The 21,577-nt window shown below is 72.0% G+C and carries 25 protein-coding genes; 13 read left to right on the top strand and 12 right to left on the bottom strand.

Translation table 11 applies throughout. The annotated features are described in order from the left end of the window. Nucleotides 1–104: 104 nt before the first annotated feature. Both ABH931_RS17855 and ABH931_RS17860 read left to right on the top strand, forming a co-directional pair. The gene (locus ABH931_RS17855; RefSeq protein ID WP_370114330.1) at nucleotides 105–1,163 is read left to right on the top strand and encodes an NAD-dependent epimerase/dehydratase family protein; all 1,059 of its coding nucleotides are present in this window, start codon (nucleotides 105–107) and stop codon (nucleotides 1,161–1,163) included. After that, complete coding sequence (locus ABH931_RS17860; protein ID WP_370114332.1) at nucleotides 1,160–2,233, top strand: lysophospholipid acyltransferase family protein; 1,074 nt, start codon at nucleotides 1,160–1,162, stop codon at nucleotides 2,231–2,233. The genes ABH931_RS17855 and ABH931_RS17860 overlap by 4 nt, the downstream gene beginning before the upstream one ends. 134 nt (nucleotides 2,234–2,367) lie before the next feature. On the opposite strand, the gene ABH931_RS17865 is transcribed toward ABH931_RS17860, so the two are convergent. From ABH931_RS17865 to ABH931_RS17875, 3 genes are all read right to left on the bottom strand, one after another. Next, nucleotides 2,368–3,573 carry a DUF5667 domain-containing protein gene (locus tag ABH931_RS17865; RefSeq protein ID WP_370114334.1) on the bottom strand — a complete coding sequence of 402 codons (1,206 nt, stop codon included), beginning with the start codon at nucleotides 3,571–3,573 and terminating at the stop codon, nucleotides 2,368–2,370. A gap of 200 nt (nucleotides 3,574–3,773) precedes the next feature. Further along, entirely contained in the window at nucleotides 3,774–4,574 is an 801-nt protein-coding gene (locus ABH931_RS17870; protein WP_370114335.1) for an ECF subfamily RNA polymerase sigma factor, BldN family, read from the bottom strand. A gap of 322 nt (nucleotides 4,575–4,896) precedes the next feature. Next, nucleotides 4,897–5,763: an HAD family hydrolase gene (locus ABH931_RS17875; RefSeq protein ID WP_370114337.1), complete on the bottom strand. Its 867-nt coding sequence runs from the start codon at nucleotides 5,761–5,763 to the stop codon at nucleotides 4,897–4,899. 94 nt (nucleotides 5,764–5,857) lie between these two features. Between ABH931_RS17875 and ABH931_RS17880 the strand changes: the two genes are divergently transcribed. The 7 genes from ABH931_RS17880 to hemB all read left to right on the top strand — a co-directional run bounded on the left by ABH931_RS17880 (nucleotide 5,858) and on the right by hemB (nucleotide 13,036). Further along, on the top strand, nucleotides 5,858–6,136 hold the full coding sequence (locus tag ABH931_RS17880) for a glutaredoxin family protein (protein ID WP_370114339.1): 279 nt from the start codon (nucleotides 5,858–5,860) through the stop codon (nucleotides 6,134–6,136). A gap of 136 nt (nucleotides 6,137–6,272) precedes the next feature. Continuing rightward, nucleotides 6,273–7,037 carry an exonuclease domain-containing protein gene (locus ABH931_RS17885; RefSeq protein ID WP_370114341.1) on the top strand — a complete coding sequence of 255 codons (765 nt, stop codon included), beginning with the start codon at nucleotides 6,273–6,275 and terminating at the stop codon, nucleotides 7,035–7,037. 101 nt (nucleotides 7,038–7,138) lie between these two features. Beyond that, entirely contained in the window at nucleotides 7,139–7,918 is a 780-nt protein-coding gene (locus tag ABH931_RS17890; RefSeq protein WP_370114343.1) for a redox-sensing transcriptional repressor Rex, read from the top strand. Then, nucleotides 7,915–9,222: a glutamyl-tRNA reductase gene (locus ABH931_RS17895; protein ID WP_370114344.1), complete on the top strand. Its 1,308-nt coding sequence runs from the start codon at nucleotides 7,915–7,917 to the stop codon at nucleotides 9,220–9,222. The genes ABH931_RS17890 and ABH931_RS17895 overlap by 4 nt, the downstream gene beginning before the upstream one ends. After that, entirely contained in the window at nucleotides 9,219–10,220 is a 1,002-nt protein-coding gene (gene hemC / locus ABH931_RS17900; protein WP_370114346.1) for a hydroxymethylbilane synthase, read from the top strand. The genes ABH931_RS17895 and hemC overlap by 4 nt, the downstream gene beginning before the upstream one ends. Then, the gene (locus ABH931_RS17905; RefSeq protein WP_370114348.1) at nucleotides 10,217–11,899 is read left to right on the top strand and encodes a uroporphyrinogen-III synthase; all 1,683 of its coding nucleotides are present in this window, start codon (nucleotides 10,217–10,219) and stop codon (nucleotides 11,897–11,899) included. The genes hemC and ABH931_RS17905 overlap by 4 nt, the downstream gene beginning before the upstream one ends. A 150-nt stretch (nucleotides 11,900–12,049) precedes the next feature. Then, a complete protein-coding gene (gene hemB / locus ABH931_RS17910; RefSeq protein WP_370114350.1) occupies nucleotides 12,050–13,036 on the top strand; it encodes a porphobilinogen synthase in 987 nt (328 codons plus the stop codon). A gap of 102 nt (nucleotides 13,037–13,138) precedes the next feature. On the opposite strand, the gene ABH931_RS17915 is transcribed toward hemB, so the two are convergent. From ABH931_RS17915 to ABH931_RS17925, 3 genes are all read right to left on the bottom strand, one after another. After that, nucleotides 13,139–13,480 carry a rodlet layer protein gene (locus tag ABH931_RS17915; RefSeq protein ID WP_370114352.1) on the bottom strand — a complete coding sequence of 114 codons (342 nt, stop codon included), beginning with the start codon at nucleotides 13,478–13,480 and terminating at the stop codon, nucleotides 13,139–13,141. Between the two features lie 68 nt (nucleotides 13,481–13,548). After that, entirely contained in the window at nucleotides 13,549–13,887 is a 339-nt protein-coding gene (locus ABH931_RS17920) for a rodlet layer protein (protein WP_370114354.1), read from the bottom strand. An 83-nt stretch (nucleotides 13,888–13,970) separates the two neighbouring features. Beyond that, nucleotides 13,971–14,330 carry a rodlet layer protein gene (locus ABH931_RS17925; protein WP_370114356.1) on the bottom strand — a complete coding sequence of 120 codons (360 nt, stop codon included), beginning with the start codon at nucleotides 14,328–14,330 and terminating at the stop codon, nucleotides 13,971–13,973. Nucleotides 14,331–14,589: 259 nt separating this feature from the next. Between ABH931_RS17925 and ABH931_RS17930 the strand changes: the two genes are divergently transcribed. After that, nucleotides 14,590–15,279 (top strand): hypothetical protein, encoded by a 690-nt coding sequence (locus tag ABH931_RS17930; protein WP_370114358.1) that lies wholly within the window; start codon nucleotides 14,590–14,592, stop codon nucleotides 15,277–15,279. A 158-nt stretch (nucleotides 15,280–15,437) separates the two neighbouring features. Here ABH931_RS17930 and ABH931_RS17935 read toward each other — a convergent pair whose 3' ends face one another. The 4 genes from ABH931_RS17935 to ABH931_RS17950 form a co-directional block, all read right to left on the bottom strand. Further along, nucleotides 15,438–15,824, bottom strand: a complete 387-nt coding sequence (locus ABH931_RS17935; RefSeq protein ID WP_370114360.1) for a hypothetical protein — start codon at nucleotides 15,822–15,824, stop codon at nucleotides 15,438–15,440. A gap of 128 nt (nucleotides 15,825–15,952) precedes the next feature. After that, entirely contained in the window at nucleotides 15,953–16,198 is a 246-nt protein-coding gene (locus tag ABH931_RS17940; RefSeq protein WP_370114362.1) for a chaplin, read from the bottom strand. 42 nt (nucleotides 16,199–16,240) lie between these two features. Then, nucleotides 16,241–16,480 carry a chaplin gene (locus ABH931_RS17945; RefSeq protein WP_370114364.1) on the bottom strand — a complete coding sequence of 80 codons (240 nt, stop codon included), beginning with the start codon at nucleotides 16,478–16,480 and terminating at the stop codon, nucleotides 16,241–16,243. 171 nt (nucleotides 16,481–16,651) lie between these two features. Continuing rightward, nucleotides 16,652–16,894, bottom strand: a complete 243-nt coding sequence (locus ABH931_RS17950; RefSeq protein WP_370114366.1) for a chaplin — start codon at nucleotides 16,892–16,894, stop codon at nucleotides 16,652–16,654. A gap of 365 nt (nucleotides 16,895–17,259) precedes the next feature. Here ABH931_RS17950 and ABH931_RS17955 point away from each other — a divergent pair, with 365 nt between their 5' ends. Further along, the gene (locus ABH931_RS17955) at nucleotides 17,260–17,505 is read left to right on the top strand and encodes a chaplin (protein WP_042452020.1); all 246 of its coding nucleotides are present in this window, start codon (nucleotides 17,260–17,262) and stop codon (nucleotides 17,503–17,505) included. Nucleotides 17,506–17,622: 117 nt separating this feature from the next. Here the strand turns inward: ABH931_RS17955 and ABH931_RS17960 are convergent, their stop codons facing one another. Next, nucleotides 17,623–17,961: a chaplin gene (locus ABH931_RS17960; RefSeq protein WP_370114368.1), complete on the bottom strand. Its 339-nt coding sequence runs from the start codon at nucleotides 17,959–17,961 to the stop codon at nucleotides 17,623–17,625. A gap of 183 nt (nucleotides 17,962–18,144) precedes the next feature. Between ABH931_RS17960 and ABH931_RS17965 the strand changes: the two genes are divergently transcribed. Further along, nucleotides 18,145–18,657 carry a hypothetical protein gene (locus ABH931_RS17965; protein ID WP_370114370.1) on the top strand — a complete coding sequence of 171 codons (513 nt, stop codon included), beginning with the start codon at nucleotides 18,145–18,147 and terminating at the stop codon, nucleotides 18,655–18,657. A 100-nt stretch (nucleotides 18,658–18,757) separates the two neighbouring features. On the opposite strand, the gene ABH931_RS17970 is transcribed toward ABH931_RS17965, so the two are convergent. Then, nucleotides 18,758–20,503, bottom strand: coding sequence for a carbohydrate binding domain-containing protein (locus ABH931_RS17970; RefSeq protein WP_370114372.1), 1,746 nt, complete (start codon nucleotides 20,501–20,503; stop codon nucleotides 18,758–18,760). Nucleotides 20,504–20,689: 186 nt separating this feature from the next. Here ABH931_RS17970 and ABH931_RS17975 point away from each other — a divergent pair, with 186 nt between their 5' ends. Continuing rightward, nucleotides 20,690–21,520, top strand: a complete 831-nt coding sequence (locus tag ABH931_RS17975; protein WP_370114374.1) for a MerR family transcriptional regulator — start codon at nucleotides 20,690–20,692, stop codon at nucleotides 21,518–21,520. Nucleotides 21,521–21,577 lie beyond the last annotated feature (57 nt).

The following is a 21,577-nucleotide window of genomic DNA, read 5'->3' on the forward strand; positions in this document are numbered from 1 at the left end:
ACTCGGCCACGCCGAAGGTGTCCTGCCGCCCGCACCGACAGTACTGTCTGGTGCGGGCGGCTTTGGTTTGCCCGTTCGCGCTGCAGGAGAGGGGCTGAGGCGTCGTGGGAAACGTCGTTCTCGTCACCGGGGTGGGTCGGCATCTGGGCAGCCGTTTCGCGCAGGTCCTCAGAGACCAGCCCGGTGTCGACCACGTCGTCGGCGTCGACGTGCAGCCGCCCTCCCACCCGATCGGCGGCGCCGCGCCCTACACCTTCGTCGGCGCGGACATCCGCCGCCCCGTCGTCGCCCGGGTGATAGCCGACCACCAGGTCACCACCGTGGTGCACCTCAACGTCAGCACCACCACCCTGGGCTCCACCAGCCGTGGCGCGGTCAAGGAGACCAACGTCATCGGCACCATGCAGCTGCTGGCCGCGGTGCAGAAGGCGCCGAGCGTCCAGCGACTCGTGGTGAAGTCCACGACCAGCGTCTACGGCTCCGCGCCGCGCGACCCGGCCGTCTTCCAGGAGCGGATGCAGCCCAAGGTGCTGCCGACCGGCGGGTTCGCCAAGGACGCGGTCGAGGTCGAGGGCTACGTGCGCGGCTTCTCCCGGCGCCGGCCCGACGTCGCCGTGGGCGTGCTGCGCTTCGCGAACATCCTCGGGCCCGACGCGGACACGCCCCTGAACGAGTACTTCGCGCTGCCGGTGCTGCCGACCGTCCTCGGCTTCGACCCGCGGCTGCAGTTCGTCCACGAGGACGACGCCGTGGAGGTGCTCCGCCTGGCCGCCCTCGACCCGCGCCGCGGCACCACCAACAGCGGCACGTTCAACGTGGCCGGCGACGGCGTGATGCTGCTCTCGCAGGCCGCGCGCCGCCTCGGCAAGCCGACGGTGCCGGTGCTGCTCCAGGCCGTCAGCTTCATGGCGGGCCTGGCCCGGCAGGCCCGGCTGCTGGACTTCTCCCCGGAGCAGCTGCGGCTGCTGACGCACGGCCGGGTGGTCGACACCACGCTGCTGCGGGAGACCTTCGGCTACACGCCCGCCTTCACCACCGAGCAGGCGCTCGCCTGCCTCGGCGCGGCGCAGGGCCCCGGCCTGCTGCCGCCCGCGCGGGTCGCGGCGTGGACCGACCGCGTCGCCCGCACGCTGCCCGTCACGATCGAGAGGACACAGGGATGAGCTCGGCCCGGGAGCAGGCCTGGCGCGACGAGCGCGAGGCCAAGGTCATCCCCATCACCAAGCGCCGGGGCGTGCCCGCGGCCCGTCCGGTGGAGGAGCCGCCCTCGGACGCCCCGCAGGCGCACGCCGCCACCCGGGCCACCGCCCCCGAGGGCGGCGTCGCCGAGTCCGTCGCGCAGGCGGTCGGCAACGCGCTGTCCGGGCCGCTGGGCGGCGTCGCGGGCCGGCTGCTCGGCAACGGCTGGGAGCAGCGCGCCGCCAACGGCCTGGCCTTCCTGCGGCGGCGCCTCACCGGCGACTACGAGATCGACGAGTTCGGCTTCGACCAGGAGCTGACCGAGCAGGTCTTCCTCTCGCTGATGCGCCCGCTCGCGGACAAGTACTTCCGGGTCGAGGTGCACGGCGCGGAGCACCTGCCCGCCAAGAGCGGCGCGCTGGTCGTCGCCAACCACTCCGGTGTGCTGCCGCTGGACGCGCTGATGACGCAGGTGGCGATCCACGACCACGCCGGCCGGCATCTGCGGATGCTCGCCGCCGACCTGGTCTTCGTGCTCCCGGGCGCGGGTGAGCTGGCCCGCAAGGCCGGGCACACGCTCGCGTGCAACGAGGACGCGCAGCGGCTGCTGGAGAACGGCGAGATCGTCGGCGTCTGGCCGGAGGGCTTCAAGGGCATCGGCAAGCCGTTCGCGGACCGCTACAAGCTGCAGCGGTTCGGCCGGGGCGGCTTCGTCTCCTCCGCGCTGCGGGCCGGGGTCCCGATCGTGCCGTGCTCGATCGTGGGCGCGGAGGAGATCTACCCGATGATCGGCAACGCCAAGACGCTGGCCCGGCTGCTGGGCCTGCCGTACGTGCCGATCACGCCGACCTTCCCGTGGCTCGGCCCGTTGGGCGCGCTGCCGCTGCCGACCAAGTGGGTCATTTCGTTCGGCGAGCCGATCCCGACGGACGCGTACCCGCCGGAGGCGGCGGACGACCCGATGCTGATGTTCAACCTCACGGACCAGGTCCGCGAGACCATCCAGCACACCCTCTACCGGATGCTGGTGCAGCGCCGCTCCGTGTTCTTCTGAGGCGCGGAGCGCTCAGGGGCGCGGGGAACTGCGCGAGCAACCACTGACGAGCGGATGGCCCCGTCCGTTCGGGGTCCTACCACTCAGGGTGGCTTGTCGCGCAGTTCCCCGCGCCCCTGGATAGTGCAACTAACTCAGCTGCCCGAGACCCCGATCCCGATCCCCGGCAGCAAGCCCCCGACCAAAGGGGGGATCGTCAGGCCGCTGCCTCCCGAGTCCGACGGCGACGCGCTCGGCGACGCGGACGGGGCCGTGGACGGCGTGGAACCGCCGAGCAGGCCGCCGACGCTGCCGAGGCCGGTGCCGCCGACCAGCGAACCCGTGCCGGACGTGGTCTGGCCGGAGGGCGTGGGCGAGGCGCCGCTCTTCGTCGTGCCCGTGCCGGACGTCGTCGGCCCGGAGGGCGCGTTGACGTTGCCGGAGCCCGCCGACGGGGACGCGGAGCCGCCGCCGTCCGGAGAGGTGGCCGACGCACCGCCCGCCTGGGCGGGCAGCAGCGGGGTGACCTCCTGCCTTATCCCGGAGAGCAGGCCGCGCACCTGGGTGGCCACCGGGTCCAGCTGGTCCGGCAGTTGGGGCTCGATCTCGTCCAGCGCCCGGCTCTGTACCGCCGCGAACCCCGCCAACTGCTGGAGCGGGGCCAGCGAATGGCTGCGCCGGTAGATCTCGTTGAGCAGATCCCGGCCGCGCTTGCCCTCGGCGTTCATGTCGGACAGGGCGCGGTCGAGGTCCCGGATCGTCTGCGGGCTGAGCCGGCGCGCGCCCGCGGCGTCGCCCCGGTTCATCAGCTGCTGGGCCTCGTCCATGCGGGTGGAGGCCTCGTCGAGCAGCAGCTTGCCGCGCTCCTCGTCCGAGCCGGCGAGGTTGAACCGCCAGTCCTCCAGGCCGCGCTTCATGCCGTAGAGGGAGTCCCCGGGCAGGGAGTTCGTGGCGGCGGCGGCCACGCCGCCGAGCGTGCCGAGGGCCATCATCGAGGCCAGGCCACCGACGGCGAGGCGGCGGCCCCAACGGGTGGACGGCCACAGCGCCGCGGGGCGCACCGCGCGGTGGGAGCCGCGGCGCGAGCGCTGGGCGGGCACCGTGGCCGCGCCACCGCCGCCCGCGAAGGCACGCTCGAACTCGGCGACCAGCAGGGCGCGTTGTGTGAGCCGGACCTGTGGGTCCAGGCTAGGCCCCGCTGTCCCGCCGCACGACATGGTGGCCAACGAGGTCACCATGGCGAGCATATGGTCGTACTGTCCCTCGCCCTCGCCGGGCTCTTCGTCGAACCGGGCCTCCCGGGCATCCACGGCGTCGGCGAAGGCTCTCGCCCGACGGAACTCCAGCACGTTCGCTGTCATGGGCAGCACCTCCTCTCGACGTTATCGACTGTTCGGCCGATCGGCAGGTTGCACCGTCGCGCCACGATCCACCCGAAAGGGTGAAGCAGTTCCCGGAATTGGGCCTTGCATCCTGCGCAACGATTGTGGGAGGGGAGGGTTACGCACGCGTCAGCACGGCCGCCGGTTCCACCCCCGGCTCTACCACCGCTCATCGGGCGCTACCGGGCGTCGCTCGGCAGCAGGCGGGCGAGGGTGCGCACCGCGCGGTACTGGAGGGTCTTGATCGCGCCCTCGTTCTTGCCCATGATCCGTGCCGTCTCCGCGACCGAGAGCCCCTGAAGGAAACGCAGGGTGACGCACTCCTGCTGCTGCGGGTTGAGCCGGCGCACGGCCTCCAGCAGGGCCGCGTTGGAGAGCGACTCCAGGACCGAGTCCTCGGGGCTGGGCTCGACCTGGTTGGAGTCGAGCATCTCCCCGGTGGTGACCTCCAGCCGGAAGCGGCTGGACTTGAAGTGGTCGGCCACCAGGTTCCGCGCGATGGTGACCAGCCAGGCGCCGAAGTCCCGGCCCTGCCAGGTGAAGGTGCCGATGCGGCGCAGGGCCCGCAGGAAGGTCTCGCTGGTCAGGTCCTCGGCCGTGGCCCGGCCGCCGACCCGGTAGTAGATGTACCGGTAGACCGTGTCGGCATAGTGGTCGTACAGCTGGCCGAAGGCCTCGCCGTCGCCGTCCTGGGCGCGTTCGACCAGGGCCATGATCGGGTTGCCCGCCGGGCTCTCCCAGCCGGAGCCCGTCCCCGCGGCACCACCCGTCCCCGTGGTACCGCCCGCACCTGCCGCGCCGCCCGGGCGTGCGCCGGCCGTGGTCCTGGTGCGCAGCACGACGGGCGTCGGGAGCGGCGCGAGAGGTGCGACGACCGGGCCGCCCGCGACCGCGAGCACGGGCACAGGGAGCAACTGCTCCCGGCGCACCAGGCTGCGCAGCAGGGCCAGGCCGGCGTCGTTCCGGACGTGTGAGTACACGGGACTCCCAGAGGCAGGACTGTGACGTGCAGGGTGGGGACCGCTGCACGAGGATAACGCTTCGTGCAACAACAGCTACACCCTGTTGCCAAATTCACCGCTTCAGTCACATCTGTTACCCCTCAGTGGCAGAATGTGACCGACTATGCCTCGGTCAGTTGGCGCACCGGTGGTCGGAGTTGACCCAGGGCATGCCGGGGCTGACCGGATTCCGGGAGCTTCCCGGAGCCGTGGCGGGGGAATCCCGCGCAAACGCGCGAGCAGCGAGCGGTCAGAACCGGTCAGTTGGCACGCAGGGCGCTCATCGCGTCGAAAGCGCGGTTCAGCGGTGCCGGTTGCGGTAGATGGCGACGGCGGCCGCCGTGCCGCCCGCGGCCGCGCCGAGGCCGGCCGCGGCCGGGATGCCGACCCTGGCCGCCTTGCGGCCGGTGCGGAAGTCGCGCACCCGCCAGCCGTTGCGCCGGGCGTGGCGCCGCAGTTCGGAGTCCGGGTTGATCACGTACGGGTAGCCGACCAGGGAGAGCATCGGGATGTCGTTCGCCGAGTCGCTGTAGGCCGCGCAGCGGGCCAGGTCCAGCTCCTCGCGGGCGGCCAGCGCCTTGACCGCCTCGGCCTTCGCGGGACCGTGCAGCGGCTCACCGACCAGGCGGCCGGTGTAGACGCCGTCGATGGTCTCCGCGACGGTGCCCAGCGCCCCGGTCATCCCGAGCCGGGCCGCGATCACCCGGGCCGCCTCCTGCGGTGCGGCGGTGACCAGCCAGACCCGCTGGCCCGCCTCCAGGTGCATCTGCACCAGGGCGCGGGTGCCCGGCCAGATCTTCTCGGCCATGAACTCGTCGAAGACGTCCTCGCAGATCGCCTCCAGGTCCGCCGCGCGGTGGCCCTGCACGATGGACAGGGCGCTCTCCTTGGCGTCCGCCATGTGCCCGGCGTTCTCCGCGCCGTGCAGCCGGAAGTAGGCCTGCTGCCAGGCGAAGCGGGCCAGCTCGCGGCTGGAGAAGAACTTGCGCTTGTACAGGCCCCGGCCCAGGTAGAAGATGGCCGCGCCCTGCATGATCGTGTTGTCGCAGTCGAAGAACGCGCCCGCCTGCGCGTCGACCGGGAGCTCCTGCTCCGACCGGTCCCGCTCCGCGGCTGCATCCGCGGACGCTTCGCCCGCGAGTCGCGTGGTGTTCCGCTGCCTGGCCATGCCGCGAGCATAGCCAGATACCGGCCGGAAACTCGTATCCGCTGCGTGGAGCGGCCGTTAACTCTGTGCGCCCGGAGCGGTCCAGAATGGCTCCATGGCTCCTCTCCTTCCGCGTCGCAGCACCAAGCAGCCCGCCGACCACGTGGTGACGTTGATCGGCAAGCCCGACTGTCACCTGTGCGAGGACGCCCGTGCCGTCGTTCTCGCGCTCTCCGAGGAGCTGGGCTTCTCCGTCGAGGAGCTGGACATCAACGAGGACAAGGAGCTCTTCCGCCGGTACTGGGAGCAGATCCCGGTCACGCTGATCGACGGAAAGCAGCACGACTTCTGGAGAGTCGACCCGGCCCGCCTGCGCAAGGCGCTGGGAGCCTGAGCGTGCATAACGATTGGGCGCACAGCCGGAAGAAATGTCTGGTTCGCCCCGTTGTAACGAGTTAGCCATGTGCCGTTAGTGCGCTTACCATCAAGGGGTTTTGTGCCGCGGGGGGACGATCCGGAAGGAGCCCCCCGTGCAGCCCCCGTCCATGCCGCCACCCGCTCGCGGGTTCGCCGTCGTGGACGTCGAGGCGAGCGGGCGCAGCCCCTGGCGCCACCGGGTGGTGGAGGTCGGCGTGGTCCTGCTCGACTACCCGCTGCTGCGCGTCGAGGCCGAGTTCAGCACCCTGGTCGACCCCGGCGGCCCGGTCGGGCCGACCTCCGTGCACCGCATCACGCAGGAGCACGTGGCCGGCGCCCCCAACTTCCGTGAGATCGCCCCGCACCTGTCGGACCTGCTGCGCGGCCGGATCCTGGTCGGCCACCACGTCACCTGCGACCTGGGCTTCCTGGTCCGGGAGTTCGCCCGGATCGGGGTGGCCGTGCCGGACGCCCCCACGCTGTGCACCATGGCGCTCGCCGGACGGGTCCTCGGCGACCAGCTGCCCGGCCGGTCGCTCGGCGCCTGCACGGCCGCGTTCGGGCTGCCGGACTTCCCGGCGCACACCGCCCTCGGTGACGCCCGCGCGACCGCGCGGCTGCTCAGGTGCTGCCTCGGCACGCCGGCCGGAGGCGTCGAGCCGGTGCGGGCGATGATCGAGGGGGCGCAGCGGGCGGTGTGGCCGAAGCTGCGCCGTCGGTCGGCCGCGGTGCACACGCAGAATCGTTCCGTCTTGCCGGCCGCCCTCCCTGCGGCGCCGCCGACGGCTCCAGTGACGCCCGGTGCGTACGCCGTACCGTGCGCTGTACCGTACGGCGTTCCCGCCCCCGGTCCCGCGGCTCGGAGGGAATGGGCGTGATGCGTGTCACTCCTGCCGGACAAAACGGACACCATCTTTGTGCACGCGTTCACAAAGACATAGCCTGGCGTTCGCAGCCCAGCTTCACCCACAGGAGCACCGTGGCAACTGGCCGATCCACTCAGAACAACCCGAACCCCGCTGCGGGCAACCGTCGCAGCCGGGGCCGGGGCATCCCCGATGCGACGGTCGCCCGGCTGCCGCTGTACCTGCGCGCGCTCACCGCCCTGTCCGAGCGCTCGGTGCCCACCGTCTCCTCCGAGGAGCTGGCCACCGCGGCCGGGGTCAACTCCGCGAAGCTGCGCAAGGACTTCTCCTACCTCGGCTCCTACGGCACCCGCGGTGTCGGCTACGACGTCGAGTACCTCGTCTACCAGATCTCCCGCGAGCTGGGCCTGACCCAGGACTGGCCCGTGGTCATCGTCGGCATCGGAAACCTCGGCCACGCGCTGGCCAACTACGGCGGGTTCGCCTCCCGCGGCTTCCGCGTCGCCGCCCTGCTCGACGCCGACGCCGCCCTCACCGGTCAGCTCGTCGCGGGTCTCCCGGTGCGCCACACCGACGAGATGGAGGAGATCGTCCGCTCCGAGCGGGTCTCCATCGGCGTGATCACCACCCCGCCCGTGGCCGCCCAGCAGGTCTGCGACCGCCTGGTCGCGGCCGGCGTCACCAGCATCCTCAACTTCGCCCCGACCGTGCTGAACGTGCCGGACGGCGTGGACGTGCGCAAGGTCGACCTCTCCATCGAGCTGCAGATCCTCGCCTTCCACGAGCAGCGCAAGGCCGGCGACGACCTCGACGACGCCGACGCGGAGGTCCCGGCCGCACAGCCTGCCGCAGTAGTCTCCGAGGGCACCGAACTCGAGGAGGCCGCAGGATGAGCCTGCTGGTCGTGGGACTGAGCCACCGCAGCGCCCCGGTCGGCCTGCTGGAGCGCGCCGCGCTGACGGGCCACCAGCCGTCCCGGCTGCTGCACGCCGCCGCCGCCGCGACGCCGGTGGCCGAGGCCGCGCTGCTGAACACCTGCAACCGCATCGAGCTCTACGCCGACGTGGACAAGTTCCACGCCGGCGTCGCCGAGCTGTCCACGCTGCTCGCCGAGCACTCCGGGGTCGCCCTGGACGAGCTCACCGCGCACCTCTACGTGCACTACGAGGACCGCGCCGTCCACCACCTCTTCTCGGTGGCCTGCGGCCTGGACTCGATGGTCGTCGGCGAGGGCCAGATCCTCGGCCAGCTGCGCGACGCGCTGCACCTGGCCCAGGACCAGCACACCGCCGCGCGCGGCCTCAACGAGCTGTTCCAGCAGGCCCTGCGGGTCGGCAAGCGCGCCCACAGCGAGACCTCGATCGACAAGGCCGGCCAGACCCTGGTCACCTTCGGCCTGGAGCAGATCGCCGCCGTCGCCGGGCCCGTCGCCGAACGCAGAGCCCTGGTCGTCGGCGCCGGCTCGATGAGCTCGCTCGCCGCCGCCACCCTCGCCCGCGAGGGGGTCGCCGAACTGGTCATCGCCAACCGCACGCAGAAGAAGGCGGAACGCCTCGCCGAACAGCTCGGCGGCCGGGCCGTCCCCTTCAGCGAGGTCGGCGCGGCGCTCGCCGAGACCGACGTCGTCATCTCCTGTACCGGGGCGGCCGGGATCGTGCTGACCGCCGAGGACCTCGCCCTGGCCGCCGACAAGCGCAGCGCCTTCGCGGGCCCGTTGTCCGTGCTCGACCTGGCCATGCCCCGCGACGTCGACCCGGCCGCGCACGCCCTCCCCGGCGTCCACCTGGTCGACCTGGAGACCCTCGCCACCGCGGCCCAGCACGCCGACTCCGGCGCCCTCGACGTCGACGCGGTCCGCCGCATCGTCGGTGAGGAGGTCGACGCCTTCGGTGCCGCCCAGCGCGCGGCCGCGATCACGCCGACCGTCGTCGCCCTGCGCGCCATGGCCACCGAACTGGTCAACGCCGAGCTGGAGCGCCTCGACGGACGCCTCCCCGGCCTGGACACGCGCACCCGCGCGGAGATCCAGCAGACCGTCCGGCGCGTCGTGGACAAGCTCCTCCACCAGCCCACCGTCCGCGTCAAGCAGCTGGCCGGGGAACCGGGCGGCGCCTCCTACGCCGAGGCGCTGCGCGAACTGTTCGACCTCGATCCCATGGCCGTTGAGGCCGTCAGCACTACCAGGATGATCTCATGACGGGTCAGACGGGCACGAACGTGCCCCCATCCTCCGGAAGCCTCCCCACCGAAGAGCTCCCCCCGTTGCGACTGGGCACCCGGCGCAGCGCGCTGGCGATGGCCCAGTCCGGCATGGTCGCCGAGGCGGTCGCCGCCGCCACCGGCCGCCGCGTCGAGCTGGTCGAGATCACCACCTACGGCGACACCTCCCGCGAGGCCCTCGCCCAGATCGGCGGCACCGGCGTCTTCGTCTCCGCGCTGCGCGACGCGCTGCTCGCCGGCACGATCGACCTCGCCGTGCACTCCCTCAAGGACCTGCCCACCGCCGCGCCCGAGGGCCTGACGCTGGCCGCGGTCCCGCTGCGCGAGGACCCGCGCGACGCGCTCGTCGCCCGGGACGGGCTGACGCTGGCCGAGCTGCTGGAGAAGGGCGACGTCGCCCACCCGGCCCGCATAGGCACGGGTTCCCCGCGCCGCATGGCGCAGCTCCACGCCTGGGCCTCCGCCTCGGGCCTGGCGATCGAGACCGTCCCGATCCGCGGCAACGTCGACACCCGCATCGGCTACGTCCGTTCCGGCGAGCTGGACGCGGTGGTCCTCGCCGCCGCGGGCCTGAACCGCCTCGGCCGCCTCGCCGAGGCCACCGAGGTCATCGACACCGACGTGATGCTGCCCGCCCCCGGGCAGGGCGCCCTCGCGATCGAGTGCTCGGCGGCCGACCCGGAGTTGGCGGCCGCTCTGGCCGTCCTCGACCACGCGCCCACGCGGGCTGCCGTCACCGCCGAGCGCGCCCTGCTGGCCGCGCTGGAGGCCGGTTGCTCCGCGCCGGTCGGCGCGCTGGCCACCACCCAGGCCGACGGGCTCGCGCTGCGGGCCGTCGTCGGCACCGTCGACGGTGCCACCGTCGTGCAGATGTCCACCACCGGCAACGACGCCCCCGACGAGCTGGGACGCGGCCTCGCCGCCCGCCTGCTCGCCGCCGGCGCGGCCGGCCTCATGGGGGAGCGAGCCAAGTGAGCCCCACCGCCAGTCCCGACACCCCGCGCCGTCCCGTCGGCCAGGTCACCTTCCTGGGTGCAGGCCCCGGTGACCCCGGCCTGCTGACGCTGCGCGCGGTGGAGGTGCTCGCCTCGGCCGACGTGCTGGTGGCCGACCCGCTCACCGCCGCGGCCGTCCGCGCCCACTGCCCGGAGCGGGTCGAGGTGCACCCGGCCGCCGACGCCTCCGACGCCTTCGTCCTCGACGAGGGCGGCGTGCTCGGCGGCGACGGCGGCGCCGCGGTCTCCCGATTCTTCGGCGCGGTCCGCGGCGGCAAGCACCTCGTGCGCACCGTCGACGGCGACCCGGGCCTCGACGGCCGTGCCGCCGAGGAGATGCTGGCCTGCGCCCAGGCGCACGTCCCCTTCCAGGTCGTGCCCGGTGTCGCCCAGTCCGTCGGTGTCCCCGCCTACGCCGGCGTCCCGCTGCGCTCGGGCGCCCGGGGCGCGGACGTCCGCTTCGTCGACGCGAGCGGTCTGCTGGCCGAGTCGGCCTGGGCCGACCTCGGCGCCTGCGAGTCGACGCTCGTCGTGCGCACGGTCCTGGGCTCCGTCCCGGCGACCGCCGCCGCGCTGGTCACCCACGGCCGCAAGCCCGAGACGCCCGTCTCGATCACGCTGGAGGGCACCACGACCCGTCAGCGCACCTGGTGCGGCACGCTCGGGACGATCGCGGCGGAACTGAAGGCGGCCAAGGTGCTGCCGTCGCCGGTCTCGGCCCCGGTGGACCCGGCGAGCAACGTGATAGTCGTCGTCGGCGAGCAGGTCGAGCGCCGGGCGGAGCTCTCCTGGTTCGAGACCAAGCCGCTCTTCGGCTGGAACATCCTCGTCCCGCGGACCAAGGACCAGGCCGGCGCGCTCAGCGACCAGCTGCGCGGCTACGGCGCCGTCCCGAGCGAGGTCCCGACCATCGCGGTCGAGCCGCCGCGCACCCCGCAGCAGATGGAACGCGCCATCAAGGGCCTGGTGACCGGCCGTTACGAGTGGATCGCGTTCACCTCGGTCAACGCGGTCAAGGCCGTGCGCGAGAAGTTCGAGGAGTACGGGCTGGACGCCCGCGCCTTCGCGGGCATCAAGGTCGCCGCGGTCGGCGAGACCACGGCGCAGGCGCTGGTCGACTTCGGCGTGAAGCCGGACCTGGTGCCGAGCGGCGAGCAGAGCGCCGCCGGCCTGCTGGAGGACTGGCCGCCCTACGACCCGGTCTTCGACCCGATCGACCGGGTGCTCCTGCCGCGCGCGGACATCGCCACGGAGACGCTCGTGGCCGGCCTGGTCGAGCTCGGCTGGGAGGTCGACGACGTCACCGCCTACCGCACGGTGCGCGCGGCGCCGCCGCCGGCGGAGACCCGCGAGGCGATCAAGGGCGGCGGCTTCGACGCGGTGATCTTCACCTCGTCGTCGACGGTCCGGAACCTGGTCGGTATCGCGGGCAAGCCGCACAACGTGACCGTCATCGCCTGCATCGGCCCGGCGACGGCGAAGACGGCCGAGGAGCACGGCCTCCGCGTCGACGTTCTCGCGCCCGCTCCCTCGGTCCACGCGCTCGCGGAGGCGCTGGCGGAGTTCGGCGGCGCCCGCCGCGACGCCGCACGCGAGGCGGGCGAGCCGGTCTACCGCCCCTCCGAGCGGCGGCCCGGGTCGCGACGCAAGGCCCGCTAACGTTTTCCGGGGCGCGGGGAACCGCGCGACAAGCCACCCATGAGCAGATGGTCCTCAACGATCAGGGCCGTCCGCACAGGGGGGTTTCTCGCGCGGTCCCCGCGCCCCTAGGTGTTGCCACCTGAGAGACTGCAGAAGGAGCACGTAGTCATGGGAATCGAGAGTCCGTACATCCGCCCCCGGCGACTGCGTGTCACCCCCGCCGTCCGGCGGCTCGTCGCCGAGACGCGTCTGCACCCCGCCGAGCTGATCATGCCGATGTTCGTGCGGGAGGGCATCACCGAGCCGGTCCCGGTGAGCTCCATGCCCGGCGTGGTCCAGCACACCCGCGACACCCTGAAGAAGGCCGCCAACGAGGCCGCCGCCGCGGGCGTCGGCGGCATCATGCTGTTCGGGATTCCCGCCGTCCAGGACGCCACCGGCACCGAGGGCACCAACCCGGACGGCATCCTGCAGCAGGCGATCCGCGACGTCGTCGCCGAGGTCGGGGACCAGCTCGTGGTCATGTCCGACCTGTGCCTGGACGAGTACACCGACCACGGTCACTGCGGCGTCCTCGCGGCCGACGGCAGCGTGGACAACGACGCGACCCTGCTCCGCTACGCGGAGATGGCGCGCGTGCAGGCCGACGCCGGGGTCCACATGGTCGGGCCTTCCGGCATGATGGACGGTCAGGTCGCGGTCGTCCGTGAGGCGCTGGACGAGGTCGGGCACCAGGACGTGTCCATCCTCGCCTACACGGCCAAGTACGCCTCGGCGTTCTTCGGCCCGTTCCGCGAGGCCGTCGGCAGCTCCCTCAAGGGCGACCGCAAGGCCTACCAGCAGGACCCGGCCAACGCCCGGGAGTCTCTGCGCGAGCTGGAGCTGGACGTCGCCGAGGGCGCCGACCTGGTGATGGTCAAGCCCGCGATGGCCTACCTGGACGTGCTGCGGGAGGTCGCCGACCACAGCCCGGTGCCGGTCGCGGCCTACCAGGTGTCCGGCGAGTACGCGATGGTCGAGGCCGCCGCCGCCAACGGGTGGATCGACCGGGACCGGATGATCATGGAGACCCTCATCTCGATCCGCCGCGCGGGCGCCGAGCAGATCCTCACCTACTGGGGCACCGAGGTGGCGCAGTGGCTGCGTAACGGTTGATCGCAGCCCTGCGTGGCAGCCGAGACGGAACAACCAAGCAGGGCCCGGGAGTCCAAGACTCCCGGGCCCTGCTTCGTGAAACGTGGAGGGTCAGGGTGGTGCTCAGCCGACCAGGTGCGAAGCCGCGCCGTCGCCCGTGGACTGGGTCGCCTGGCCGACGTTGCAGACCTGGTGCAGCTGCTGGTTGCCGACCGGCACGTCCACCTGGACCGGCACCAGCAGGCCCACCTGCACGTGGTGGATCTCGGGCAGGCAGATGTTCGGGTTGTCCAGGAAGTGGAAGTTGGGGCTGTCGTTGCCCCACGTCCCCGTGACGTTGGTGCCGCCGGCGCCCTGGGTCGACACGGCGGAGCCGTCCGCGTCGCCGATGGCGGAGGCGGGCGTCGCCGTGGCGGCGATCGCGGCGGCCGCGACGCCGGCGTAGGCGAGAGCCTTCTTCAGCATGGGGTGGTTCTCGTTTCTTTCCGACTGGGTGAGGCGGGACCCGCCGATCGGTTTCCGATCGGGGAAGGTCAGCCGATCAGGTGGCTCAGCGGCGCGTCGCCGAAGGTCTGCGTGGTCTGGCCGACGTTGCAGATCTGGTGGCCCTGCTGGTTGAGGACGGGCACGTCGACCTGGACCGGCACGAGGCCGACCTGGACGTGGTGGACCTCGGGCAGGCAGACGTTCGGGTTGTCCGCGGTGTGGAAGTTCGGGCTGCCGTTGCCCCAGGTGCCGGTGACGTCGGTGCCGCCCGCGCCCTGGGTGGAGTAGGCCGCGCCGTCGCCGTCGCCGATGGCGAAAGAGGTGCCGGTGGACATGGCGAGAGCGGTGGCGGCGAGGCCGGCGGCGGCCAGGGACTTCTTGATCACGGGATTTCTCCTGGTGAGTTGGTTCAGATCAGTCAGGTCGTACTGCGGGGTACTGCGGGTACTGCCCTGCTGCGGCGGGCCGATCAGCCGACCAGGTGCGACAGCGCGCCGTCGCCCGTCGACTGGGTGGCCTGGCCGACGTTGCAGGTCTGGTGCAGCTGCTGGTTGCCGATCGGCACGTCCGCCTGGACCGGCACGAGGCCGACCTGGACGTGGTGGATCTCCGGCAGGCAGATGTTCGGGTTGTCCAGGAAGTGGAAGTTCGGGCTGTCGTCACCCCAGGTGCCGGTGACGTTCGTGCCGCCCGGGCCCTCCACGGAGCTGGCCATGCCGTCCGCGTTGCCGATGGCCATCGCCGGGGTGACCGTCGCCGCGAAAGCGGCCACTGCGACGCCGACACCGGCAAAGGACTTCTTGAGCATTGCTGCTGCCTTTCTGAACACCTATCAATCCGTCGTGCTGGCACACAAACCAACGAGACCGGTGGTGTCCTGGTTGCGACTCCGATCGGGGGAATCCGACAACAGCCGCGCCTGACCAGGACTCACTCACAAGGAGGAAATTCGGGGGCGACGGAGGGAAATAACGTCACTTCACTGCTCCATACGGGTGGAATGTCTAAAACTCCACTCCTGCAACGCTGTTGAATCGCACCCAACCCATGCCCCAAAGCACCCGTGCCCAGTAGGAATGAGCGTCACCATGAACAAGTCCCTCCGCGGAGCGGCCGTCGCCCTGGCGGCCTGCGCGGCGCCGGTCCTGGCCGCGGTGAGCGCGACCAGCGCCCAGGCGGAGCCGCTCTCGCCGCAGCAGCAGGAGACGTTGGAGCAGCACGTCGGCCACATGGACGTGCCCTTCGGCGTTCCCCTGGGCCCGCTGGTGCAGCACGTCACCGGTCACCACTCCGACAGCGGCCTGACGGGCAGCATCCCGGCCATGCCGTTGGAGCCGCCGGTGCAGAGTCACGACACGCACACCCTGATCCCGGACCCGCTGCTGCCGGCCATCGGTGCCGCCGACCGCACACCGCAGCTCGGGCTGACCGCGCCGATGCCCTCCGCCGACGGCACCGTCCACGACGGGGGCACCCGCCTGGCCGTCCCGGCCGCGCCGCTGAAGGCCGTCAGCGCCGCGCTCGGCGTCGGCCACCCGGTCACCTACCAGGGCCGCTCCATGCCGGCCCACGCGCTGCCCTACGAGGCGCCCACGACCGACACCCGGCTGCCGCAGCTGGACCTGACGCGGCTCCAGCCCGAGGTCACCCCGCCGCAGCTGCAGAGCGCACCCGGCGGCCAGCTCTCGCTCGACCAGCGCACCCCGGACGCGAACCTGATCGCGCCGGTCCAGGACATGGTCGCCAGCGCCAAGGGCGCACTCGGCGCGGCCGGCTGACAGCGCGCACCGGGCACAGAAGATCCGCCGGTCCTGCCGAAGGAGGAGTCGAGGCAGGACCGGCGGAGGTCTGTGGTGGCGGCGGCGGTGGGGGCGGCGTGCCGCGTCAGCCGGGGAGCAGGCCAGCGGCGGTGCCGCCGATCAGCGGCAGCGCCGCGTCAGCCGGGGAGCAGGCCAGCGGCGGTGCCGCCGATCAGCGGCAGGTTGCCGAGACCGCCGCCGTTGCTGAGCCCGGAGGTGACCGGCGTGGTCGACACCGGCCCGCCGTGGTCCGGCTTGAGCGCGACACCGTTGTTCAGCGGGTCGGCCGCGGAGTTGGCGAGCGGGTCGAGCCGGAAGTCCTTGGCGGGACGGACCACGTTGGGGACGGCCGCGGTCAGTCCGGAGACAGCGGGACCGGCGGCGAGCGGCTGCAGCGCGGCGTTCGGCTGCGCACCGCTGGTCGTCTGGGCAGTGGTGGCCGCCGAGGCGGGGGTCGTCGCGGCGACGAGGCCGGCGACGGACAGGACGAGGGTGCCGAGTGCCGCTGCGCGCGGGGTCTTCATGGGTTCTCCTGGGGGCGCCGACCGGTGTTTCGAGGTGCGAGTCGTGGGTGGACACGCCACAGCCCCCCGCACGCTCGAGGCACGGGGGACGGCGACAGCCCGCCTGCTGGGTGAGGGTCAGCAGGGATTCAGCAGGGCGCGTTCTCACACGAGTTGCCGAACGCCGGGTTCAGCGCACCGATCACGTTCACGGAGTTGCCGCAGATGTTGACCGGGACGTGGACCGGAACCTGGAGCAGGTTGCCGGACAGGAAACCGGGCGAGTTGGCCGCAGTGCCGTTCGCACCCGCGTCGGCCGCAGCGGCGCCGGCGGCGCCCAGCAGCAGACCCGCGGAGGCGGCGGAGACAGCGGCGACGGTCTTGACCTTGGACACGATGCAATCTCCCAACTGGAACGCCGAAAAGGAGTAAGTGGACTACTTGTTGACGCAGTGGTTGCCGAAGGCCGGGTTCAGGGCGCCGATCACGTTGACCGAGAGGCCACAGGCGTTGACCGGGATGTGGACCGGCACCTGGATCTCGTTGCCGCTGATCGCGCCAGGGGAGTTGGCGGCGGTGCCCATCGCGCCCGCGTCGGCGGAGGCGACACCGGCGCCCACGACGGAGACGGCGGCGGCAGCGGCGCCGAGGGCGGCGACCTTGATGACCTTGCTCATGATCAGATTCCTTCGGAATGTCGGTACTTCAGGCGCCCGTCCGGATGTGGAGGGGACGCTGGACGAAACGAGCGCCGGACCACACGGACACGGCTTCGGTGCTGCATGTGCCTCGATCGGCCGAAGGGCCCGGCCGCTGTGCGCGGCCGGGCCCACTGCTGCGAGGGAGGGTCAGCCCTCGTTGACGCAGTGGTTGCCGAACGCCGGGTTCAGCAGGGCGATCACGTTGACGGTGTTGCCGCAGACGTTGACCGGGACGTGGACCGGAACCTGGATCAGGTTGCCGGACAGGAAGCCCGGGGAGTTGGCGGCGGTGCCGGTCGCGGTGGAGCTGGCGGCAGCGACGCCGCCACCGGCGGCGAGCAGACCGGCCGCGGCAACGGTGACCAGGAGGCCGCGCTTGGTGTTCAGCATGGGAGGAGTCCCCTCTCGTGTATTAGGGCGGAACGAAGTTCTCGGGAACAGCGGCCGGCTCACGCACCGCGCACGCCCCGTCCTCCGAAAAGGGAGTCCGGAGCGGCGGCCGTCGGCCCGCCGTGTTCATCCGGACTCTCCAACGAGCAGTTCGGTCACAGGACATGGGTCAACTCCAGCTCCACTCGAATGGGCGCATGTTCGAGCCGGAGCGACAAGAATCCACCGACCGGGTGAATGTCGAAAATGGCCGGTGACGGCCGGGAAATGGCCTCGTTGGGCGTGGTGCCTGCGGTTCGGGAATCGCGGGCCCCGTCGTCGGCCCGACCGGCGGTGCGGTCCATTCGTGTGAGGAATCGAGAGTCATGACGAACGTCCTGAAGGGCGCCCTGGTCGCGTCCGCCGCTGTCGGTGCTGTCGTCGCCGCCGGTACCGGTGCCGCCTTCGCCAGCTCCCACGCCTGTGGCGACGCCTCCAACTCCCCGGGCGCGGTTAGCGGCAACGAGGCGCAGGTGCCGGTCCACGTCCCCGTGAACGTGGTGGGCGACTCCGTCAACGTGATCGGCCTGCTGAACCCGGCCTTCGGCAACCACGGTGCCAACGTCGGCTGACCTGCCGCCGCAGCACACGGATCGGCCCTGCTCCATGCTCGGGAGCAGGGCCGATGCGTATTATCGGGGCTGACGACGCGTCAGCGGACGCGTGCGTGGGGAGGGTGGGGGCTGCCGTCAATCGCAGTCCTGGTCCTGGTCGGGAGCGGCCACGTCGTCGACGTCGTGGTGCCACCAGTGGTGGTGCCAGACGACCGTGTGGCCCCCGGAGTCCTCCTCGCCGTTGGCGCAGCGGTTGCCGAAGGCCGGGTTGAGCAGGCCGACGACGTTGACCGTGTTGCCGCAGAGGTTCACGTCGGCGTCCACCGGCACCTGGACCAGGTTGCCGGAGAGGAAGCCGGGCGAGCCGGACACGACGCCGTTGGCGTTCGCGTCCGCACTGGCCATCCCGCAGGCGGCGAGTACCAGGCCTGCCGCGAGGACCCCGGCGGCTGCCAGCCGAGAGGGCATGCGCATGCTTGCTCCTTGCTGTGGTCGGGGGCGCCGGACCGATGCTCGCGCTCCGGTCGCCCTACGTGTTCACAGCATCACTGTGCGCTTATATTCCGGTCGTCCTCGGCTGGCGCCCCGGCAAGTCGCCCGTCCGGACGCGTACCCCCGGGCGCGGGGAGGCCGGGGGCGGGTGGCGATAATGCAGGCATGCGTCACCGTTCCCGCGCCGCGATCGCGCTCCCCGCTCTGGCCCTGTCCGCCGCGCTCGCGCTGTCCGCGTGTTCGAGCGGTGGAGTGCAGCGGGAGCTGCCGGGAGCGGCCCAGTCCTCGTCCTCGACCGGCGCCGACGGCACCGATCTCTCGGTGACCAGCCGCAACGTCGATCTGAAGATCACCAAGGCGGCCGTCCACCTGGGCGCCGCGGGCGGTGCGCAGCTGGAGCTGAGCGTCACCAATGCGGGCCCGGTCACCGAGCACCTCGCGGTCGTGGCGGTGGACAACGCGCGGGCCACGCTCCAGGGTGCGCCCTCGACCAACCCGCTCTCGGTCGCCGGCGTGCTGATCAGCTCCGGCTCGACCGCCTCCTTCGGTGCCGCGAACGGCCCGAAGGTCCTGCTGACGAACGGTGCCGCCCTCAAGGCGGGCGGCACCGTCCCGGTGATGCTGGAGTTCGGCGTCGCGGGGCTGCTCAGGATCGACGTTCCGGTCCTGTCGAGCTGAGCAGCCTGTCGAGCTGAGCAGCCCGGTCGAGCTGAGCAGTCTGCCGAGCTGAGCAGCCCGGTCGAGCTGAGCAGTCTGCCGAGCTGAGCAGCCCGGTCGGCTACGCCAGGTTGAAGTCGTCCGCGTAGACGGTGCCCTGGCCGTACCAGCCGTGCACGTACACGGTGACCGCGCCGCTGCTGCCGGTGGTGAAGTGCACCGTCAGCTGGTTCCAGCTGCTGCTGGACGACCAGGTGCTGGCGGTCGCCCCGCCGCTCACGCCGACGTAGGCGTACGGGCCCTGGACCCAGCCGCTGAGCGTGTAGCTGGTGTTCGGCGCGAGCGTGACGGCCTGGTCGCACTCGCCGGTCGTCGACGAGCTCGGCACGACGGAGAGCGCGTGGCTGCCGCCGTGGACCGGGCTGGACACGATCGCGCTGCCCGACTGGCAGGTCCACGGGCTCAGGCTGCCGGTCTCGAAGTTGCCGTTGACCAGACTGCCGCTGCCGCCGCCCCCGCCGCTGGTACCGGTGACGGTCAGCGAGTAGGTGGCACTGTGGCTGCCGGAGGCGGCGGTGCCGGTGACCGTGATCGGGTAGGTCCCGGCGGCCACGGCGGAGCCGACCGTCGCGGTGAGCGTGCTGGAGCCGCCCGCGGTGACGGACGCCGGGCTGAACGACAGGCTGACGCCGGAGGGCGCGCCGCTCGCGCTCAGGCTGACGCTCTGCGCGCTGCCGGAGGTGACCGCCGTGGAGACGGTGGCCGTGGCCGAGCCGCCTTGGGCGACCGAGGCCGAGGCGGGGCTGAGGCCCAGCGAGAAGTCGTTCTGGGTCTGGCCGCTGCCGCCGCTGGTGAACGGCTCCATGGCGTGGCTGAAGTCCCAGGTGTTCTGGCTGATCCCGGAGCAGGTGTCGGAGCCGGCCGTGCCGACGCAGCCGCCGTTGTCGCGCTCCAGCGCCCAGAAGGACAGCTCGGCCAGGCCCTTGCCGGTGGCCCAGCTCTCGACGTTGGCGGCGTCGGCCACGGTGGTGGTCTCGGCGGCGCCGTAGTCGTCGATGCCCGGCATCATGGTGATGCCGATCATGTTCCACAGCTGCGCGGCGGTCTTGGACGGGTAGAGCGCGGCGAGCTGGCTCTCCAGCCCGGTGGCCGCGTTCTCCGCGTCGGTGCCCATCTCGTGGGTGGCGCCGTCGTAGTAGTCGAAGGTCATGATGTTGACCACGTCGACGCGGGCGTTGTTGCTCACCGCGTTCTTCAGCACGGCCAGCCCGCTGGAGGCGAGGCCGCTGGTGGTCGTCGGCAGCGTGTAGGAGAACTGCACGGTGCGGCCGTTCGCCGCGGCCCAGCTCTCCACCTGCGCGATCGCCTTGTTGCGGCGGTCGATACCGGCGGTGTTCGTCAGCGAGTTGTCCTCGGTGTCGAGGTCGATCCGGGTGACGTTGTAGGTGGTGATGACCGACTCGTACGCCGCGGCGATGGAGCTCACGTTGGTGCAGCTGTCGGCGATCTCGGTGCCGCCGTTGTCGGCGGCGTAGCCGCCGAAGGACGGGACGACGTCGCCGCCGCCCGCCTGGATCGAGGAGATCGAGCTGCCGAAGGTGGCGGAGCTGATCGGCTGGCTGGTCGAGCCGTTCCAGTAGGCGGTGCACGAGCCCTTGGTGGCGGCCTGGAGGAAGGCCATGCTCAGGTACTTGTTGCCGGAGGCGGACGCGAGCGTCGCCGGGTTGTCGCTGCTGTACGCCTCGAAGTAGGGCGAGAAGACATGGGCGGGGAGCGCGGTCCCGGCCGCGTGCGCCGTGGGGGCGGCGACGAGGGCCAGACCGGCGCCGAGCAGCGCGGTACTGAGCAGGGCACGGACTGATCTCATGCAGGACTCCCGTGGGGTGGAGTGGTGCAGTGAAAGCTGACGGCGTGTCTGAAGCCCTTTGCATGAAAGGGCCCTGCCAATGATTGGTCTGGACCATATAACTGTCAAGAGTGTTAACAGTTAAGACTGTTACCGGTTGTCGCCGCTTGACCCTGACACAGTGGGAGACCTGCTACTGGAGGCATCATGTTCACCATCGGAGACTTCGCCCGCCTGGGCCAGGTGTCGGTTCGCATGCTGCGGCACTACGACGCCCTCGGCCTGCTGCACCCCGCCCGGGTCGACCCGTGGACCGGCTACCGGTCCTACGAGGCCGCCCAGTTGTCGCGGCTCAACCGCATCGTCGCCCTCAAGGACCTCGGCTTCAGCCTGCAGCAGGTCGGCGAGGTACTGGACGAGAAGGTCGGATCCGCGGAACTGCGCGGGATGCTGCGGCTGCGACAGGCCGAGCTGGCCGAGGCCGTCGCGACGGCGGCCGCACGCCTGGCCCAGGTCGAGACGAGGCTCCGGATCATCGAGAGCGAGGGGCTCATGCCCACCGACGAGGTCGTCCTCAAGTCCCTGCCCACCGTCCGGGTGGCCGTCGCCAGCGGCGTCGCCAGGAGCTTCGACCCGCGCCACATCGGTCCGGTCATCGGACCCCTCTACCGTGGGCTCCACGAGCGCGTGGGCACCCTCGGGGTGCCGGTGACCGGGCCGGACCTCGCCTGGTACGAGCCGGAGGGCACGGGGGAGTTGGGCGACGCCATCCGCGTCCACGCCGGCGTCACCGTCGCCGTGGAACCCGGCTCCGTCCCCGGCCTCGACGTCGTCGACCTCCCCGTGGTCGCCCGCGCGGCGACGATCGTCCACCACGGCTCGATGGACTCCGTCCTCGGCTCGGTCCAGCGGCTCGCCCGCTGGATCGAGTCCTCGGGGGAGGAGGCGGACCGCCTCGGCCGCGAGCTCTACCTCCACTCCTGCGGACCCCAGGAGGAGTGGGTCACCGAGATCCAGTGGCCGTTGCGGTCGGTCTAGGCAGGTCCAGGCACCTCCTGCACCCCCAGGGGTGCGGGGCTCTGCCGGTATGCGGCT

Origin of the sequence: Streptacidiphilus sp. MAP12-33 (assembly GCF_041261265.1) — a bacterium.
Classification (GTDB): Bacteria; Actinomycetota; Actinomycetes; order Streptomycetales; family Streptomycetaceae; genus Streptacidiphilus.

Bases quoted from the DNA above. Each gene is read 5' to 3' on its own strand.
- ABH931_RS17860 (WP_370114332.1), top strand. From the start codon at position 1,160: ATGAGCTCGGCCCGGGAGCAGGCCTGGCGCGACGAGCGCGAGGCCAAG.
- ABH931_RS17865 (WP_370114334.1), bottom strand. From the start codon at position 3,573: ATGACAGCGAACGTGCTGGAGTTCCGTCGGGCGAGAGCCTTCGCCGAC.
- ABH931_RS17875 (WP_370114337.1), bottom strand. From the start codon at position 5,763: ATGGCCAGGCAGCGGAACACCACGCGACTCGCGGGCGAAGCGTCCGCG.
- ABH931_RS17880 (WP_370114339.1), top strand. From the start codon at position 5,858: ATGGCTCCTCTCCTTCCGCGTCGCAGCACCAAGCAGCCCGCCGACCAC.
- ABH931_RS17895 (WP_370114344.1), top strand. From the start codon at position 7,915: ATGAGCCTGCTGGTCGTGGGACTGAGCCACCGCAGCGCCCCGGTCGGC.
- hemC (WP_370114346.1), top strand. From the start codon at position 9,219: ATGACGGGTCAGACGGGCACGAACGTGCCCCCATCCTCCGGAAGCCTC.
- hemB (WP_370114350.1), top strand. From the start codon at position 12,050: ATGGGAATCGAGAGTCCGTACATCCGCCCCCGGCGACTGCGTGTCACC.
- ABH931_RS17915 (WP_370114352.1), bottom strand. From the start codon at position 13,480: ATGCTGAAGAAGGCTCTCGCCTACGCCGGCGTCGCGGCCGCCGCGATC.
- ABH931_RS17930 (WP_370114358.1), top strand. From the start codon at position 14,590: ATGAACAAGTCCCTCCGCGGAGCGGCCGTCGCCCTGGCGGCCTGCGCG.
- ABH931_RS17935 (WP_370114360.1), bottom strand. From the start codon at position 15,824: ATGAAGACCCCGCGCGCAGCGGCACTCGGCACCCTCGTCCTGTCCGTC.
- ABH931_RS17945 (WP_370114364.1), bottom strand. From the start codon at position 16,480: ATGAGCAAGGTCATCAAGGTCGCCGCCCTCGGCGCCGCTGCCGCCGCC.
- ABH931_RS17950 (WP_370114366.1), bottom strand. From the start codon at position 16,894: ATGCTGAACACCAAGCGCGGCCTCCTGGTCACCGTTGCCGCGGCCGGT.
- ABH931_RS17955 (WP_042452020.1), top strand. From the start codon at position 17,260: ATGACGAACGTCCTGAAGGGCGCCCTGGTCGCGTCCGCCGCTGTCGGT.
- ABH931_RS17960 (WP_370114368.1), bottom strand. From the start codon at position 17,961: ATGCGCATGCCCTCTCGGCTGGCAGCCGCCGGGGTCCTCGCGGCAGGC.
- ABH931_RS17965 (WP_370114370.1), top strand. From the start codon at position 18,145: ATGCGTCACCGTTCCCGCGCCGCGATCGCGCTCCCCGCTCTGGCCCTG.
- ABH931_RS17970 (WP_370114372.1), bottom strand. From the start codon at position 20,503: ATGAGATCAGTCCGTGCCCTGCTCAGTACCGCGCTGCTCGGCGCCGGT.
- ABH931_RS17975 (WP_370114374.1), top strand. From the start codon at position 20,690: ATGTTCACCATCGGAGACTTCGCCCGCCTGGGCCAGGTGTCGGTTCGC.